Below are 16966 nucleotides of genomic sequence, written 5' to 3' on the forward strand. Positions count from 1 at the left end.
GTATTTATGAAGTTCTTACAAGATTTCTTCGATAAACTAAAGCCTTTTGTAGAGAAAGGTGGGAAGTATGAAAAGTATCATACGCTTTATGAAGGCCACAGAACTATTGTGTTTGCCCCGGATCTAACTACCGGAAAGAAAGGTTCCCAGGTAAAAGACGCTGTCGACCTAAAGCGAATGATGTTTACTGTCATCATCGCAATGATCCCTTGTTTACTTTTTGGTATGTGGAACGTTGGTCATCAGCATTTTCTGGCAACGGGAGCTGATGCCGAACTAATAGACAAAATATTAATCGGCGCTTTGAAAGTAGTCCCTATCATTATTGTTTCTTATGCGGTGGGCCTTGGTGTCGAATTTGTTTTCTGTGTGATCAGGCAGCATCCTGTAAGTGAAGGGTTCCTGGTTACGGGCTTGCTGATACCGCTTGTGATGCCAGCCACCATTCCTCTTTGGCAGGTAGCATTGGCTACTGTGTTTGCGGTGGTTATTGGAAAAGAAGCCTTTGGGGGCACAGGGATGAACATACTTAACGTAGCGCTTGTAGCCAGGGCGTTCCTTTATTTCGCCTATCCAACTGCTATTAGCGGCGAGGTTTGGACATATCTTGGTGATGCTGCGCCAGTAGCAGCCTACTCGGGAGCCACGCCTTTAGCAATTGCTGCCAGCACTGTGGGCAACCCTGGGGCTACCCCGGTTGTGGATTTGCTCAACGATTCATGGTCAGCAGGTATTTATGATTTCTGGAATATGTTCCTGGGTATAATGCCAGGTTCAATAGGTGAAACATCTACTTTGATGTGCCTGATAGGGGCGGCCATTTTGGTTTTAACCGGAGTAGGTAGCTGGAAGATAATTGTAGCGGTTTTTGCTGGTGCTTACTCAATGGGCCTTATCTTCAATCTCGTTGGTCTCAATGAGTTTATGTTGATGCCGGCACAGTACCACTGGGTAATTGGAGGCCTGGCTTTTGGTGCCGTATTCATGGCTACCGATCCTGTTACAGCTTCTCAAACTGAAACTGGCAAATGGATTTATGGATTCCTGATAGGATTATTAACAGTGTTGATCCGTGTGTTTAACCCGGCATATCCGGAGGGAATCATGTTGGCGATACTTCTTATGAATGTATTTGCGCCACTTATCGATTATTACGTAGTACAAGCAAACAAAAAACGGAGGCTACAACGTGCGACAGTCTAACGCTTATGTTCTTTTATTTTCGGGAGTGATGACCATCATACTTGGTGGAGCTTTATCACTTGCCTCGGTTGGCCTTAAGCCAGCCCAAACCAAGCAGATTGAGCTTGATACCAAGAAGAAAATTCTGGGTGCAGTAATGGATATTTCCAATCTCAAAACCGGAGAGGAAGTGTTGGCACTGTATGACAAGCGATTTAAATCTGTGGTTGTAGATATCGATGGTAACCCTGTTGAAAAGGATGCAAAGGGTAATCCTTTGGTTGCTGAGAAGATCGATATTCAGAAGAACCATAAAGTAGCTAAGGAGGAGAGAAACTACCCCGTTTTTATGTTCCTTGACGAAAATGATCCATCGAAAGTGATTGCCTACGTTTTCCCGATGTTTGGTAGCGGCCTTTGGGATTGGATTTCTGGTTACATGGCTTTGGATGGTGACCTGAATACTATCAAAGGAGTTGCATTTGACCATAAATCGGAGACTCCCGGACTTGGAGCGAGAATCACTACTCCGGAGATTCAGGGTCGCTACGTTGGAAAGGAAATATTTGAAAATGGTGATTTGGTATCTGTTACTATGGTGAAGGGAGAGAGTGGCAAGCCACAAGACGCCCACCATGTAGATGGAATGTCGGGTGCAACACTCACAGGAAAAGGAGTGAATGCGATGCTCGAAAATTACCTTTCGTCTTACACTGCATTTATTAAAAAGCAAAAGTCAGCTAGCGGGCAATCTGCAATGGCTTTTTGATTAGAAGAGATTAATAAACACTAAAATCAGTTTGCGATGAGCACTGAAACGCTAGAAAAACCAGTAGTTAAAGAAGCGGAACCTTTATTCTCGAAAAGGCGGAAGAAGTTTGTTACTGATCCGCTGAATGACGATAACCCGGTTACTGTTCAGGTGTTGGGTATTTGCTCGGCATTGGCAGTAACAGTGAAAATGCAGCCTACTCTCGTGATGGCGATTGCCGTTACGCTGGTAATTGTATTTTCTAACCTTCTTATTTCTCTTATGCGTACCCTTATTCCCAACAGGGTGCGTATCATCGTGCAGCTAGCAGTAGTGGCAACGCTCGTGACATTGGTAAGTGAGGTGCTAAAGGCCTATGCTTTTGACATGTACAAAGTGTTGGGAGCTTACGTAGGTCTGATCATCACCAATTGCATAGTAATGGGTCGCCTTGAGGCGTTCGCCCTGGCTAACAAGCCCTATGACTCAATGCTTGATGGTTTGGGTAGCGGCTTGGGTTATTCGTGGATCATCCTGGCCGTGGCTTTCTTCAGGGAGCTTTTTGGCTCGGCTTCAATATTTGACTTCAAAGTATTTGCTGCTATGGGACTGGACTTCCCAACCAACGGACTGATGGTTGACCCAATCGGAGCATTTATGATACTTGGCTTGATCATTTGGGTACAAAGAACTAAAAACGGTTACGTAGAACACTAAGAACATGGAAGCATTAAACATATTCATTAAGAGCGCATTTATCGACAACATGATATTTGCCTATTTTCTTGGCATGTGTTCATTCCTGGCCGTTTCCAAAAAAGTGAGCACGGCGATTGGTTTGGGTGCTGCAGTAATTTTCGTTTTGGGTATTACCGTGCCTATCAACTGGGTGATGCAAACTTTCATACTAAACGAAGGCGCACTTAGCTGGCTTGGTGCAAGCTTCGAAACGATAGACCTTAGCTTCCTTACCTTTATCATGTTCATAGCCATTATCGCAGCTATTGTGCAGCTGGTAGAAATGATCATTGAAAAAGCTTCTCCTGCGCTTTATGGCTCTCTGGGTATTTTCCTTCCTTTGATTGCTGTAAACTGTGCAATACTAGGCGCTTCCCTTTTCATGATTCAGAGAGACTACACCATTGTGGAGGCAACAGCCTACGGTCTTGGATCAGGGGTGGGATGGATGCTCGCCATTGTGGCACTGGCTGCGGTGAGAGAAAAGCTGAAGTATTCTCATGTGCCAGATGGGCTTAAAGGTCTTGGCCTTACGATGTTGATTACCGGATTGATGGGGATTGCATTTAAGTCCTTTATTGGAATCGCTATTTGATTGCAGCAAAAACAATAACAAAACTTCGATATCAAAGAGGGCTTTGCATTAACTTGCAAAGCCTTTTTTATTGCATATGAGCAGAGTAGTAAGTTATTTCTTAAAGGGATTGGTGTTTGTGGTGCCCCTGGCGCTCACTGTGTATGTGAGTGTGGGAGTGGTGCGATGGCTTGATGGGTTGATTCCAATCGACATTCCAGGCTTGGGTATCCTGGCGATCCTGGCGGGCACGCTCATGATCGGTTACCTGGCTACCTATTTTATCACCAAACCCTTTTTTGAGTATTTTGAAAAGATTCTGAAAAGGCTGCCGCTGGTCAATATGATTTATTCGTCGTTTAACGACCTGATGACGGCTTTTGTAGGCGATAAGAGGAAGTTTGATAAAGCTGTAGTGGTGAATATGGATGCGCACGGCATACTTCAAAGAATTGGTTTTATAACTAATGAGGATCTCAAAGCAATCAACTTGCCAGGGAAGGTGGCTGTGTATTTTCCCATATCTTACAGCATTGCAGGCGACTTGTATATTGTGGATAGGGCGAATATCACACCGTTAGATATTCCTGCGATGGAGATCATGACTTTCCTGGTTTCAGGAGGAATGACTGACTCTTTCGGGAAATACAAGAAGAAATTTCGGGATACTACCAAAAAATGAAACAATTGCTTGTATTGATTCGTTGAGCGACATACATTTGTGCCCATAATTACTAAACAGTTGTTTACAATACTTACATATTGTCCCTCAGTAAACAATTTTAGGCCAAGTACTCCGAGGCCATAGGCCTTGCTATACCCCAGTGGTACCTACGTGGTATCCTTTTCTCCCCAGTCTGTTTTTTTCTTTTTTCTCAAAACTATTAACCGTAGGGTTTTTGTACAATGACACAATTTTCTGTCAGGGTAGCGACAGCTGCCGACGTTCCGTTTGTTGAAACAATCTGCCAGCAGATCGAGGAAAGCGCTCTGAAAAGAGGTACTGGTATAGCTAAACGTTCTCCCGAGTATATCGCTAAAAAGATGCTGGAAAATAAAGCAATTGTGGCCTTTACTAAAAGCGGGGACTGGGCCGGCTTTTGCTATATAGAGACCTGGAGCCATGGTAAGTTTGCTGCCAACTCAGGCCTTATCGTTCACCCGGATTTTCGCAAGGAGGGTCTCGCCAAGCGAATCAAAGAAAAGGCGTTCGATCATTCACGTAAAATGTTCCCGAATGCGAAGCTTTTTGGTTTAACCACCAGCTTGCCGGTGATGAAGATAAACTCCGATCTTGGCTACGAACCCGTTGTCTATTCGGAACTTACCGAAGACGAGGACTTTTGGAAGGGCTGTGCCAGCTGCGTGAATTACAGCATCCTGATGAGTAAGAACAAAACCAACTGTATTTGCACTGCGATGCTTTTCGATCCAAAAGAACAGTCCGAGAAAAGGTGGAATTTCATTAAGAAATCAAAGGTTTATGAGCGTCTTGTGAGGCTCAAGCGGGCAGCTTTTCTTAAATTCACGGGCAAGAAAGCTGCTGAGCAGGTAAGCTTGCAGAGAGCTTAGAAAATCATCGGGTAGCATCGTTCAAAATATTACTAATGAAGAAGAAAGTCTTATTGGCCTATAGTGGAGGGCTTGATACCTCCTATTGTTTGATCTATTTGCAGTCGTTGGGTTACGAGGTGCATACGGCCTTAGCTGACACGGGAGGGTTTACCAAAGAGGAGTTGGATGTGTTGGCAACAAAGGCCATCAAACTTGGAGCGGCCAGCCACCAGGTGCTCAATATTGTGGAGGAGTACTATCAGGAGGGTATCAGGTTTCTGCTGTATGGCAACGTACTGAAGAATCAGGCTTATCCACTGTCTGTGAGTGCGGAGCGGGTTTTTCAGGCCAGGGCTATTGCCAGGCTGGCTAATCAGCTGAATGTGGATGCGATTGCCCATGGTTCTACCGGCGCTGGCAACGACCAGGTTCGCTTCGACCTTGTTTTTCAGGCGCTTTGCCCAGGCAAGGAGATCATAGCACCGATAAGGGAGAAAAAACTTAGCCGGGAGGAAGAAATCCAATTCCTGAAAGAGCACAAGGTTGAGATGAACTTCGATAAGGCCCTTTACTCAGTAAACCAGGGGCTTTGGGGTACGTCAGTGGGAGGAAAGGAAACGCTTGGCTCTAACGGCTTTTTACCCGAGGAAGCTTTCCCAAGCAAGGTGACTGAGTCGGCGTCAAAGTCCATTGTCATTGAATTTGAGAAGGGGCAGCCAGTTGGGTTGGATGGGAAGAAAATGAAACCCGTGGAAGTTATCAAAGCGCTCAATGCGCTGGGCGGTAGCTACGGTATAGGAAGAGACATTCACGTGGGCGATACAATATTAGGCATCAAGGGAAGGGTTGGTTTTGAAGCGCCGGCACCGGCCATTCTCATCAAAGCCCATCAGGGACTTGAGAAGCATGTGCTGAGTAAATTTCAGCTTCAGATCAAAGAACAACAATCACTGTGGTATGGACAGCTGATGCATGAAGGCCTTTGGCTGGATCCGGCATGCCGCAATTTGGAGGCCTTTCTGGAAAGCTCTCAGGCAAGGGTAACGGGTAAAGTCTTCGTGGTGCTGGCTCCCTATCGTTTTCAGGTGCATGGTATCGAGTCGAAGTTTGACTTGATGAACAATCTGTTTGGTAAGTACGGAGAAATGAACAGTCTTTGGTCGGCAGACGATGCAAAGGGCTTCGCCAAAATATTTGGCGTGCAACAAATGATCATTCAAAAAGTTGGGGAGCATGCCGGAGAGTAAAGAATTGAAGATAACAGCAGGTATATGGGGTGCTGCTGGCTACACTGCCGGAGAGCTTGTTCGGATACTCCTTAATCATCCCAAAGTGTCGCTCAGCCATTTGGTGAGCGAAAGCCAGGCTGGGTCACCTATTACCAGTATCCACACCGATTTACTTGGAGAGACCGACCTGGTGTTTGCTGAGAAGTTTGACAGCTGGCCTGATGTCATTTTCTTGTGTAAGGGCCACGGCGCTTCGATCGGTTTTCTAAAAGAGCAGGCCATCCCTGAGTCAACCAAGGTGATAGACCTCAGTCATGACTTCCGGTTATCGTCCAACCCTCTGGGTTTTGTGTACGGACTTCCCGAGCTCAATGCCGATAAGGTGAAAAAAGCAAGACTGATTGCCAATCCGGGTTGTTTTGCTACAGCAATGGAATTGGCTCTGCTGCCAGCTGCTTCTGCTGGTCTGCTGAAAAGTGAAATACATATTTCCGGCATCACAGGGTCTACAGGAGCAGGCCAGTCGCTTAGCCCGACCAGCCATTTCACCTGGAGAGAAGGTAACATGTCTGCCTACAAAGTGATGGAGCACCAGCACCTGGCTGAAGTGGCTGAAACACTTTCTTTCGCTTCGCTGGCAGAGGTTCCACCCATCAATTTTATTCCTTACCGGGGCAACTACACCAGAGGGATTATCACCACGGCTTATTTCGACTATACCGGTGATGAGGCAAAACTTGTAAAGCAGTACACTGATTTTTACAAGAAAACGCCCTTCACACATGTCTCCTCTGTGAATCCCGATTTGAAGATGGTAGTAAACACCAACAAGTGTGTGGTTTACCCAAAAAAGGTGGGCAACAAAGCGGTGGTTATTTCTATTATCGATAACCTCTTGAAAGGTGCGTCGGGTCAGGCGGTTCAAAACATGAATCTTGCTATGGGTTGGGAGGAGAGGACGGGCCTCCAGTTGAAGGGAGTGGCTTTCTAGCAAAATAAAAAGCCTTGCAACTTCCCAAAAGTTTGCAAACTTTCGTGACTCATAGTAAACCTACCTAAGCAATGAACAATTTCTTATCCTTAGACGACGTAAGTGACCCGATGGCTTTTGCGAGAGAAGCTATTGAATTGAAGAAGAATCCATTGGCAGACATGCACCTTGGAAGAGGAAAAATGCTGGGAATGGTATTTTTTAACTCCAGTCTGAGGACAAGAATGAGCGTGCAAAAGGCCGCTTTTAATCTTGGTATACAAACTATGGTGCTCAACGTGGGGGGCGACTTGTGGACACTTGAGACCCAGGATGGGGCCGTTATGAACGGAAAGGCTGCTGAGCATATCAAGGAAGCTGTGCCGGTAATGGCCAATTATTGTGATATACTTGCCGTTAGGTGCTTTCCGGGGCTAGAGAACAGAGATATTGATTCTGAGGAAAAAATTTTAACCGCTTTCGCTACCAAGTCGGGAAAGCCGGTAGTTAATATGGAGTCGGCTACGCTGCACCCCCTGCAATCACTGGCTGACTTGATAACTATACTGGAGCATCAACCAAAGCCGAGGCCAAAGGTCGTGCTTTCGTGGGCGCCTCACATCAAACCACTTCCCCATTGTGTTTCCAATTCGTTTTCTCAATGGATGAATAAAGCAGATGTGGAGTTTGTGATTACCCACCCCAAAGGGCTTGAGCTTGGGACGAAGTACACCAAAGGTGCGGTAATAGAGCATGACCAAAGGAAGGCATTTGAAGGGGCAGATTTTATTTATGCTAAAAATTGGTCATCATATAACGACTACGGCAAATTTATGGACGCTCCGGAATGGATCATAGATGCTGAGAAGATGGCGTGGACAAATCAAGCCAGGTTTATGCATTGTCTGCCGGTTCGACGGAATGTTGAGGTGGCCGATGATGTGTTGGATGGGCCACATAGTATCGTGGTGAAACAGGCTGCCAACCGGGAATTTGCTACGCAGCGAGTTTTAAAGGAATTATTGAAAGAGTTAAAGCATTGATTTGTATTCAATGAATCATTTTTATTTTGATGAAAATGATATTTTTTATGTCATTTAGGTGATAATTTGTCAATATCAGACATAGTAGGTTCGCCCGATTTGCAAAAGTCTATACTGGCTGGATTTATATTTGGTATTTTTAAATTTTGCTGGAAGAAAATTTCATTTTTTACTGTTCCGACGATATTTTTGACATACAACAATGCTCTATTGAAGATCAACACCCACGATCGAAAAAGTAGTTAGGTAGTATATAGTACAGTATAATCCTCTTGTCAGATTGGTGATTTAGTGAGCTTAAGCAGTGCACGCTTTTCAGTGGCTCCTGGATCAGGCTCAACACCCGAGCTTTAATACGCAGACATTTTAGCAGCACCCCTCGACCTCACGCCGCATTTGCGGTTCGTGCTTGAATTCTATTGATCTATCTGTAACGAAAACTGTAATCTATGAAAAACAATTCTACGACGTTGATGTTGGCAAGAAGTTTTCTGCTAATGTTATTCATTAAGTGCGTCTCTGTTTTCCCTGCAAGTGCTCAGGATCGAATTATCAAAGGGAAGGTGACTTCGGAGGAGGACAAGAGCGGTATTCCGGGCGTAAATATTGTGGTCAAAGGAGCGACAACTGGCACCATTTCCGACGGCGATGGCAATTACTCCCTTGGAGTACCAGCGAGTGCTGAAACCCTGGTTTTTTCCTTTATTGGCCTTGAAACCCAGGAAGTTGCTATCGGCTCACAGTCGGTTATCGATTTAGCGATGAGCTCAGATGTAAAGCAGCTTACTGAAGTAGTTGTAACGGCCTTTGGTATGGAGCGTAACAAAGCGGCCCTGGGCTATTCCATACAAAGTGTGGGAGGGGATATTGTTAGCAAAGTACCCAACCAAAACATTGTGAATAACCTTTCGGGCAGGGTGGCTGGCCTGCAAGTGTCGGGCAATAGTGTGCCTGGAGGTAGTCCGGAGTTTATCATTCGTGGCTTTTCGTCTGTCAGCGGCAACAACCAACCGTTGGTTGTCATTGATGGAGTGCCCATTCAACAAACGTCGAATAGTACATCGACAGAAAGAACAAATAACCAAAGATTTGGAGGCGGTCTTTCGGAAATCGACCCGAACAACATTGCCGAGATCAGCTTATTGAAAGGGCCAAATGCAGCGGCACTTTATGGGTCACGAGCTGCTAATGGTGTTATTCTTGTTACGACGAAGAGCGGAAAGAACAACAAAGGTATTGGCGTTGATGCCAATTTTAGTACCACCTTCGAAAACCCTTTGGTGAAGCCAAAGTTCCAAAACACCTATGGCGGAGGCTTCGGATACAGATCATGGTACGCCGATGGGTGGAGCGGTACTGTGGATGGCTTCAAGGGCACCCGTGGTACAGATGAAAGCTGGGGTGCGCCTTTGGACGGCAGACTTGTTCGGCAGTGGTGGACGGGTACAGAAACTGCTCCACTTGTAGCGCAGCCAGACAACTGGGAACAGTGGTGGGAAACCGGCAGAACCACGGTTAGCACGGTGGCCATCTCAGGAGGAAACGACAACGGAAACTTTCGCCTGGCTATCGGCAGAACCGATCAGGATGGCATTGTCCACAATAATAATTTCTGGAGAAATAACTTCAGGCTGAATTCAACCTATAAGTTCACTGATAAACTGTCGATCACAACGATTGGCGAGTATATTAAATCAGGATCTGACAACAGGAACTTCCTGAGTAATCAAACTTTCATTTGGCACCACAGGGATGTTGACTATGATAAGCTTCGCAATTATAAGGACTATGAAGATGTACATATCCAGAGAGCGGGCAATACCGAGCCGCCTAACTGGCAGCACACCTATTTTACCAATCCTTACTTCATCGAAGAGGTGCTTGTGCGGCCCAATGAAAAGGACAGGTTTCTTGGCAATGTCGCATTGAACTATGAGTTCAACGAGTGGCTGAGTTTGATGGTACGGTCGGGCACGGATGTTTGGACTGATACAAGATTGAACATCATAGCCTACGAAAGAACGAGAAACTCTTTTGGTAGAGGCTCTTACAGCGAAGAGGTGCTAAGGAGACAAGAAACTAACTCTGACTTCATTTTCACACTGAACAAAGATTTGACCCCCGACCTGAAACTGACGGCGCAAGCCGGAGGAGTTTCAAGGGTCAATTATTATAAACGCAACTATTCAGAGGTTCAGCAGCTCACCATCGACAAGGTGTACAACCTTGGAAATAATGCCTCTCCCAATATCGACGCCAGTGCGGTAGAAGAATCCCAGGTAAATAGTTTGTTCGGGTCGTTTCAGGTTGGATACAACAACTACCTGTTTCTTGATGTAACAGGCAGAAATGATTGGTCAAGCACCTTGCCAGCCTCTAATAATTCCTTCTTTTACCCTTCTGTGTCATTGAGTGGTGTTGTTACTGAAATGCTGGGGATAAAGAACTCAGTACTTTCATTTGGAAAGTTAAGAGCCAGCTGGGCGCAGGTGGGCAACGATGCTGACCCTTATTTACTGCAGCAGGTATTTAGTCCGACAGGTTTGTGGGATGGAGCTATCCCGAAATTTGCGGAAAGCAAGGAGATTGCTAACTCTAGCCTCAAGCCAGAAATTACCACGGGAATTGAGCTGGGTGCCGACTTACGCTTTCTTTCCGGCAGGATTGGTCTGGATCTGACCTATTATAATCAAACCACCCGGGATCAGATTCTTGGTGTAGATATCTCAAGAGCTTCCGGATATACCCGCCGAGTCTTGAATGCAGGAGAGATTCAAAACAAAGGCGTGGAGGTTCAACTCAATGGAACACTGGTACAAGTTGCCAACAGCCTGAGATGGGATATAGGGGTTAACTTTTCAAAAAACAGAAACGAAGTCGTTGCTCTGGCCGATGGGCTTACCTCTCTGACTTTATGGTCTGAAAGAGGCGCTTCACTGGAGGCACGTGTCGGCGAGCCTTATGGCAACCTTTATGGTAACAAGTTTGCCAGGGCCGATGACGGTCAGTTGCTCTATAAAAATGGCTACCCTTATAACCTCGCCGGACAGCATGTGATTGGCAACATTACGCCTGATTGGCTGGCTGGAGTGTCTAATACATTCAGCTATAAAGGTGTTGCCCTCAGCGTGCTTTTCGACATGAAGAAAGGTGGGGCACTTTACGACATGGGGGTGAGCTTGCAAAGGGTGACTGGTGTGCTGGAAGAAACCGGCGTTGGTCGTGAGGAAGGTGTGATTGGTGCTGGTGTCAAAAACATGGGGACTGAGGAAAGCCCACAGTATGTCAACAACGACGTGGTGGTTCCTGCTCGTAACTTCTACGGGTACTACAGCGGTCGCCAGTATCATGAGGCTGCTGTTTTTGATGGGACTTATGTGAAGCTTAGAGAGGCATCGTTGTCCTATACCCTGCCTGCAAAATGGATGAGCAATAACTTCCTTCAGTCGGTTTCAGTGTCTGTGGTAGGCCGCAATCTTGCTATCCTTTTCAAAAACACGGTTCATGCTGATCCTGAAATTAGCAGTGCAAGCCTGGGCTATAGCTACGGTCAGCTGCCCAGCACAAGAAGCATGGGTTTCAGCGTAAATGTTAAATTTTAAATAGCCATACAATGAAGAAATATATATCAATTACACTGAGTGCTGTGGTGCTGATACTGGCTTCATGCACAGGAGATTTTGAAGAGCTAAACACAAACCCCAACCGGCCTGTAAGTGTAGGTGCGCAGTTTTTGTTGCCGCAGGCATTGCAAACTACAATTGATAACTATTGGGGAAATAAGACCAGAAACCAAAGGCTCAACTTTGACCATGCGATGTCGTGGGTAGGGTATATTTCCCGTAATATTTATGAAAATGAGGGAGACAATTACAATGTGCAACCCTCGGTAAATATATCCAACTGGGAGGTTTTCTATACAGATGGGCTTATCAATTTTCAGAAGATTGTTGAAATAGCGGGGCCCGATGGCGGTAAGTACAATCCTAACTACATGGGAATTGGGATTGGTATGAAGGCGTGGATATTTTCTATGTTAACCGATGTATGGGGCGCCATTCCCTATTCCGAGGCAGCCAGAGGTACGGATGCAGAGGCGATTTTCTCTCCGGCCTACGACTCGCAGGAAACTGTGTACGCCGGCATTATTGCCGACCTTGAGGAAGCTAATAGCCTCCTTGACGCTTCAGGACCAAGTGTTTCCGGGGATATCCTTTTCAATGGAAATATCCTTATGTGGAAGAAGTTTTTTAATTCCCTTCGCTTTCGACTGTTGAACAGGCAAGCGCATATTGTGACAGGTTCGGGGGCGATAATGCAAGCGATGCTAGATGATCCGGCCACCTATCCGATGATGGAAAGCAATGCTGAAATGGCTGCCTTGACTTATGGATCACGTCCGACCAACAACCCCTGGCATGATATACTCATCCTTCAGGGCAGAACCGACTGGAATATGAGCAGCACACTTGTTGACAAAATGGGCGAAATGGGAGACCCAAGGCTGTCAGTTTTTGCGACGCCAGGAGAGTTTGCTGAGGGTGAGATTTTGGGGACGCCCAATGGACTGCCGGGTTCAGTTGGCTCAAATTACCTGGGTTATAGTGCGATCATTAATCCAGATAATTTTGCTCAGGAAACGTCATCGGTTATCCTGATGAGCTATGCCGAACTGCTGTTTTTGAAGGCAGAAGCCGCTTTGGAGGGGGACATCACGGGAGACCCTCAGATGTATTTTGATCAGGCTGTTCAAGCTTCATTTGACCAGTATGATACAACCATGCCGACGGGATTTGTTGCGTCTTTAGGCCCTGTTTCAAAAGAAAATATTATCACTCAAAAGTGGGTGGCACTATTTGGTCAGGGTATAGAGGCATGGACTGAACTGCGACGTACAGGTTTTCCAGTGCTTCCTGCGGCCGATCCAAGGGCTTTGTTTCAAAACGACGGTGTGCTTCCTACAAGGTTAGTGTATCCTTCCACTGAGTATTCACTAAATGGGACAAATGTTGAAGCCGGTGCAGCACTCAATGGTGGCCCCGACGACATGAAAACAGCTCTCTGGTGGGTGGAATAATCCGACGTGAAAAAATGATGATAACAAAATCAAGCGTAGAAAAGATGAAAAAGATATATATAGTTGCTCAAATCTTTGTAGTGGCACTTGTTTTCTCAGCCTGTGAAAAGGAGGATGAACTCATTTTGCCAAGGGTAGCGTCGCCAGTGCTGTTGGTGACCGAGGACGGAACGGACAATGTGATGGCGTATTTTTATGAGCTTGACAAGTCCGGTATTTTGAATCAGTCAGTTGGGATTGATACGATTCCGGTTGCCGGGTTGTCGATCGACGTTTTTGCTGCCGGAGTAGCTTTGGGGAACTTTGAAACGGGAACTGACGGAGCCATTTCTATTGACTTTACAGATACTAAGCCAAATGAATACGCTGGAGAATATAAAGGAATCGCCTTTAGAATCTTCAAATAGCAAAAAAAGGAACTTGTAAACTTTAGCATCCGGGAACCCATGAGTGAAAGCTCATGGGTTTTTTTCTGTTTTATTCCTTTTACTGCATATAGAAGTATATTTTTGAAGCTGCATTCGAAAGATGATTTTGTAGAGGCCTAAAGAGTAATGAAGAATTTAACGGTAGTGAAAGTTGGTGGTGGGGTACTGGAAAATGAGGAGTCTTCCAGCCAATTTCTTAAAGCATTTGCAGCGCTGGAGGGGAATAAACTGTTAGTACATGGTGGAGGAAGGCTGGCGGACCAGTACCTTCTCAAGCTTGGCCTTAAGCCAAACATGGTGAATGGCAGGCGGGTAACTGATAAGGATACGCTTGAAGTGGTGACTATGGTGTATGGTGGCCTGGTGAACAAACAGTTAGTTGCAAACCTGCAAAGCCGCAAGGTGAACGCCATTGGATTAACAGGTGCCGATGGCAACCTGATAGTGAGCGTAAAGCGTCCTTCTGATGATGGAGTTGACTGGGGCTTTGTCGGTGATCCTATCGAGGTAAATGCCGATACCCTGAATGACCTTGTTGGGCAGGGTACGGTGCCGGTGATTGCGCCACTCACTCACGATGGGAAGGGGACATTGCTTAACACCAACGCCGATACCATGGCAACGGTGGTGTCAGTGGCTTTGGCCAGGCATTATGAAGTGACTCTCATCTTTGCCTTCGACAAGGCCGGAGTGCTCACCGATGTGGATGATGACAATTCTGTGGTTGAAAAGATAGATGAAGCGGGCTTTGCTGAAATGAAAGCCTCCGGACAAATTCATTCGGGAATGATACCCAAGCTTGAAAGCGCTTTCGAAGCCCTGAATGAAGGAATAAGGAAGATACGAATTGTGGGCTTTGCTAATATTTCAAATGAAAAAGCGGGCACAACGCTCCAGCTAGAAAAATAGAATACATGACAGTAAAAGAGTTGACCGAAGGGTCAGTCCAGCTATTGAAAGACCTCATTGCTATTCAGTCTTTTAGCCGAGAAGAAGACCGGACTGGTGATGCTATTCAGAATTTTTTTGAGGAGCACGGCGTGCCTGTACAAAGGGTGCAGAATAATATCATTGTAAAAAATAAGCATTTTGAGTCTGGCAAACCTGCGATCTTGCTCAACTCTCACCATGACACCGTCAAACCCAACAAGGGTTATACCAGGGATCCATTTCTAGCTCATGTGGAAGAAGGCAAACTTTTCGGACTGGGCAGCAACGATGCTGGGGGCCCCTTGGTCTCGCTTATAGCTACTTTTTTGCATTTTTATTACAAAACCGATTTGGCCTATAATGTTTATCTGGTGGCCTCCTCGGAGGAGGAGGTGTCGGGCAAGGAGGGGATAGAAATCGCCTTGCCGGTGCTGGAAAATGTGGAAGTAGGGGTAGTGGGTGAGCCCACTGGCATGAATATGGCAGTGGCCGAAAAGGGACTGATGGTGTTAGACTGTGAGGCCAAAGGTGTGGCCGGTCATGCTGCAAGAGACATTGGAGAAAATGCTATTTACAAGGCGATAAAAGATATTGAATGGATCAGAGCTCAGAAGCTGCCCAAGACTTCGCAATGGCTTGGTCCCGTGAAGATGTCGGTGACCGTAATCAATGCCGGGTCGCAGCATAACGTGATCCCCGATTCCTGCAAGTTTGTGGTGGATGTGAGGGTCAACGATTGTTATACTTTGCCCGAGATAGTTGACTTTATAAAACAGGGCGTTAGTTCAGAAGTGGTTCCCAGGTCGATGAGGATGAATCCATCGACTATTCCCGTTGAGCACCCACTTGTTTTGGCCGCTAAAAACCAAAACATCCATTTATTTGGCTCTGATACCACGTCAGATCAGGCGCTCATGCCATTTAGTACCGTAAAAATGGGGCCTGGACTATCAGAGCGTTCCCATACTGCCGACGAGTTTATCTACCTTTCAGAAATAGAAGAGGGAATAAAAATATACATTCGTCTTCTGGAAGAAGTGTTGAACAAACCAAGACCCGCTTGATCGGGCACTTCATTAAGCACAAATGAAACTTTGGGATAAGAATATAACCACCAATCAGGCAGTGCATCAGTTCACTGTCGGAAACGATCAGGTGCTGGACATGCAGCTTGCAGCTTTCGATATTTATGGCAACATGGCCCACAGCAGGATGTTGCAATCTATTGGCATCCTTACGGAAGGCGAGTCAAAAGAGCTGCATAAAGGTCTGCTGAAATTGTTGGCTGAAGTGGAAGCGGGCAATTTCTCCATTGCACCCGACACTGAAGACATCCACTCTGAAGTAGAATTTCGGCTCACCGAAACACTCGGCGATCTTGGTAAGAAGATTCACACAGGGCGCTCCAGAAACGACCAGGTGCTGGTGGATTTGAAAATGTATGTGAGAGCTGAGATCGAAGAAGTAGTTCGGCTTATTGAACAGCTGGTCAGGCTTCTGGGTGAAAAAAGCGAGGCATACAAAGAAGTGCTTCTGCCGGGCTACACACATTTTCAGGTGGCCATGCCATCTTCAGTGGGGTTGTGGCTTGGAGCCTATGGTGAGTCCCTTACAGATGACCTTGAGCTACTTTTGGGGGCTTACAAGCAGGCCAACAAAAACCCACTTGGTTCCGGTGCTGGTTATGGTTCTTCCTTTCCTTTAGACAGAGACCTTACAACCAGGCTATTGGGTTTCGATGCTCCCAATGTGAACGTGGTTTATGCACAAATGACCCGTGGCAAGCTTGAGCGTTCTACACTCTACTCACTGGCAGGGGTGGCGCAGTCGCTTGCCAAGCTGGCTTATGACAACTGCCTTTACATGAGCCAAAACTATGGCTTTCTGTCTTACCCGGATGAACTAACGACTGGCTCCAGCATTATGCCCCACAAGAAGAACCCTGATGTGTGGGAGCTGATTCGGGCTAAATGCAACGAGGTGTCAGCAACACCAACTGTAATTCAGCAGGTAACAGGCAACCTTCCCTCTGGTTACCACCGTGACTTTCAGGTGCTGAAAGAGTACCTGATGCCATCCATTCAAAAAGTGAAAGACTGCCTGGCGATGACGCACCTGATGGTGTCAAATGTGAAGGTCAAAACGGATCTTGTAGCCAAGCCGGAATACGATTATCTGTTCACGGTGGAAAAGGTAAATGAATTGGTGCAAGCTGGCATGCCGTTTAGAGAGGCCTATCGTGAGGTGGCCAAAGAAATAGGTGCCGGCACCTACAAGCCCAACCGGAACATCAAGCACACTCACCTGGGGTCAGTCGGCAGTTTAGGGAACGAAAGAATAAAGGCCATGATGGAGGAGCGGGTGGCTGCTTTCAACTTTGGTAAAGTGCATTCGGCATTGGACTCCCTTAAGAAGGGGCAGTAGTCTCTGGTGCATATGTTCATCGGCGCATTATCAGCTCAGCGGAAACCTTTCAATAGTTCATGGTAC

The 16966-nt window shown here is 46.3% G+C and carries 15 protein-coding genes; all 15 read left to right on the forward strand.

Annotated elements, in window-relative coordinates:
• The first annotated feature begins 6 nt into the window (after window positions 1-6).
• The 15 genes from RT717_RS03385 to argH all read left to right on the forward strand — a co-directional run bounded on the left by RT717_RS03385 (window position 7) and on the right by argH (window position 16900).
• Entirely contained in the window at window positions 7-1203 is a 1197-nt protein-coding gene (locus RT717_RS03385; RefSeq protein ID WP_317490332.1) for an NADH:ubiquinone reductase (Na(+)-transporting) subunit B, read from the forward strand.
• A 28-nt stretch (window positions 1204-1231) separates the two neighbouring features.
• Window positions 1232-1951, forward strand: coding sequence for an NADH:ubiquinone reductase (Na(+)-transporting) subunit C (gene nqrC / locus RT717_RS03390; protein WP_317490333.1), 720 nt, complete (start codon window positions 1232-1234; stop codon window positions 1949-1951).
• 36 nt (window positions 1952-1987) lie between these two features.
• A complete protein-coding gene (locus RT717_RS03395) occupies window positions 1988-2650 on the forward strand; it encodes an NADH:ubiquinone reductase (Na(+)-transporting) subunit D (protein ID WP_152000432.1) in 663 nt (220 codons plus the stop codon).
• A gap of 4 nt (window positions 2651-2654) precedes the next feature.
• Window positions 2655-3266 carry an NADH:ubiquinone reductase (Na(+)-transporting) subunit E gene (gene nqrE / locus RT717_RS03400; RefSeq protein WP_152000433.1) on the forward strand — a complete coding sequence of 204 codons (612 nt, stop codon included), beginning with the start codon at window positions 2655-2657 and terminating at the stop codon, window positions 3264-3266.
• Between the two features lie 76 nt (window positions 3267-3342).
• Window positions 3343-3927, forward strand: a complete 585-nt coding sequence (locus RT717_RS03405) for a DUF502 domain-containing protein (RefSeq protein WP_317490334.1) — start codon at window positions 3343-3345, stop codon at window positions 3925-3927.
• Between the two features lie 224 nt (window positions 3928-4151).
• Window positions 4152-4817, forward strand: coding sequence for a GNAT family N-acetyltransferase (locus tag RT717_RS03410; RefSeq protein WP_317490335.1), 666 nt, complete (start codon window positions 4152-4154; stop codon window positions 4815-4817).
• A gap of 35 nt (window positions 4818-4852) precedes the next feature.
• Complete coding sequence (gene argG / locus RT717_RS03415) at window positions 4853-6046, forward strand: argininosuccinate synthase (protein WP_317490336.1); 1194 nt, start codon at window positions 4853-4855, stop codon at window positions 6044-6046.
• Complete coding sequence (gene argC / locus RT717_RS03420; RefSeq protein WP_317490337.1) at window positions 6033-7019, forward strand: N-acetyl-gamma-glutamyl-phosphate reductase; 987 nt, start codon at window positions 6033-6035, stop codon at window positions 7017-7019. The genes argG and argC overlap by 14 nt, the downstream gene beginning before the upstream one ends.
• Before the next feature lie 71 nt (window positions 7020-7090).
• The gene (locus RT717_RS03425; RefSeq protein ID WP_317490338.1) at window positions 7091-8041 is read left to right on the forward strand and encodes an N-acetylornithine carbamoyltransferase; all 951 of its coding nucleotides are present in this window, start codon (window positions 7091-7093) and stop codon (window positions 8039-8041) included.
• Window positions 8042-8490: 449 nt separating this feature from the next.
• On the forward strand, window positions 8491-11643 hold the full coding sequence (locus tag RT717_RS03430; protein ID WP_317490339.1) for a SusC/RagA family TonB-linked outer membrane protein: 3153 nt from the start codon (window positions 8491-8493) through the stop codon (window positions 11641-11643).
• Between the two features lie 11 nt (window positions 11644-11654).
• On the forward strand, window positions 11655-13118 hold the full coding sequence (locus tag RT717_RS03435; protein WP_317490340.1) for a SusD/RagB family nutrient-binding outer membrane lipoprotein: 1464 nt from the start codon (window positions 11655-11657) through the stop codon (window positions 13116-13118).
• 44 nt (window positions 13119-13162) lie between these two features.
• Complete coding sequence (locus RT717_RS03440; protein WP_317490341.1) at window positions 13163-13525, forward strand: hypothetical protein; 363 nt, start codon at window positions 13163-13165, stop codon at window positions 13523-13525.
• 147 nt (window positions 13526-13672) lie between these two features.
• Window positions 13673-14455: an acetylglutamate kinase gene (argB, locus tag RT717_RS03445; protein ID WP_317490342.1), complete on the forward strand. Its 783-nt coding sequence runs from the start codon at window positions 13673-13675 to the stop codon at window positions 14453-14455.
• 5 nt (window positions 14456-14460) lie between these two features.
• Entirely contained in the window at window positions 14461-15540 is a 1080-nt protein-coding gene (locus RT717_RS03450; protein ID WP_317490343.1) for a M20 family metallo-hydrolase, read from the forward strand.
• Window positions 15541-15562: 22 nt separating this feature from the next.
• Entirely contained in the window at window positions 15563-16900 is a 1338-nt protein-coding gene (gene argH, locus RT717_RS03455; protein WP_317490344.1) for an argininosuccinate lyase, read from the forward strand.
• The last annotated feature ends 66 nt before the right edge of the window (window positions 16901-16966 follow it).

This window comes from Imperialibacter roseus, from assembly GCF_032999765.1.
GTDB lineage: Bacteria > Bacteroidota > Bacteroidia > Cytophagales > Cyclobacteriaceae > Imperialibacter > Imperialibacter roseus.

Bases quoted from the DNA above. Each gene is read 5' to 3' on its own strand.
- RT717_RS03405 (WP_317490334.1), top strand. From the start codon at position 3,343: ATGAGCAGAGTAGTAAGTTATTTCTTAAAGGGATTGGTGTTTGTGGTG.
- RT717_RS03430 (WP_317490339.1), top strand. From the start codon at position 8,491: ATGAAAAACAATTCTACGACGTTGATGTTGGCAAGAAGTTTTCTGCTA.
- nqrC (WP_317490333.1), top strand. From the start codon at position 1,232: ATGACCATCATACTTGGTGGAGCTTTATCACTTGCCTCGGTTGGCCTT.
- RT717_RS03425 (WP_317490338.1), top strand. From the start codon at position 7,091: ATGAACAATTTCTTATCCTTAGACGACGTAAGTGACCCGATGGCTTTT.
- argB (WP_317490342.1), top strand. From the start codon at position 13,673: ATGAAGAATTTAACGGTAGTGAAAGTTGGTGGTGGGGTACTGGAAAAT.
- RT717_RS03440 (WP_317490341.1), top strand. From the start codon at position 13,163: ATGAAAAAGATATATATAGTTGCTCAAATCTTTGTAGTGGCACTTGTT.
- argG (WP_317490336.1), top strand. From the start codon at position 4,853: ATGAAGAAGAAAGTCTTATTGGCCTATAGTGGAGGGCTTGATACCTCC.
- RT717_RS03385 (WP_317490332.1), top strand. From the start codon at position 7: ATGAAGTTCTTACAAGATTTCTTCGATAAACTAAAGCCTTTTGTAGAG.
- RT717_RS03395 (WP_152000432.1), top strand. From the start codon at position 1,988: ATGAGCACTGAAACGCTAGAAAAACCAGTAGTTAAAGAAGCGGAACCT.
- argH (WP_317490344.1), top strand. From the start codon at position 15,563: ATGAAACTTTGGGATAAGAATATAACCACCAATCAGGCAGTGCATCAG.
- RT717_RS03435 (WP_317490340.1), top strand. From the start codon at position 11,655: ATGAAGAAATATATATCAATTACACTGAGTGCTGTGGTGCTGATACTG.
- nqrE (WP_152000433.1), top strand. From the start codon at position 2,655: ATGGAAGCATTAAACATATTCATTAAGAGCGCATTTATCGACAACATG.
- RT717_RS03410 (WP_317490335.1), top strand. From the start codon at position 4,152: ATGACACAATTTTCTGTCAGGGTAGCGACAGCTGCCGACGTTCCGTTT.
- argC (WP_317490337.1), top strand. From the start codon at position 6,033: ATGCCGGAGAGTAAAGAATTGAAGATAACAGCAGGTATATGGGGTGCT.
- RT717_RS03450 (WP_317490343.1), top strand. From the start codon at position 14,461: ATGACAGTAAAAGAGTTGACCGAAGGGTCAGTCCAGCTATTGAAAGAC.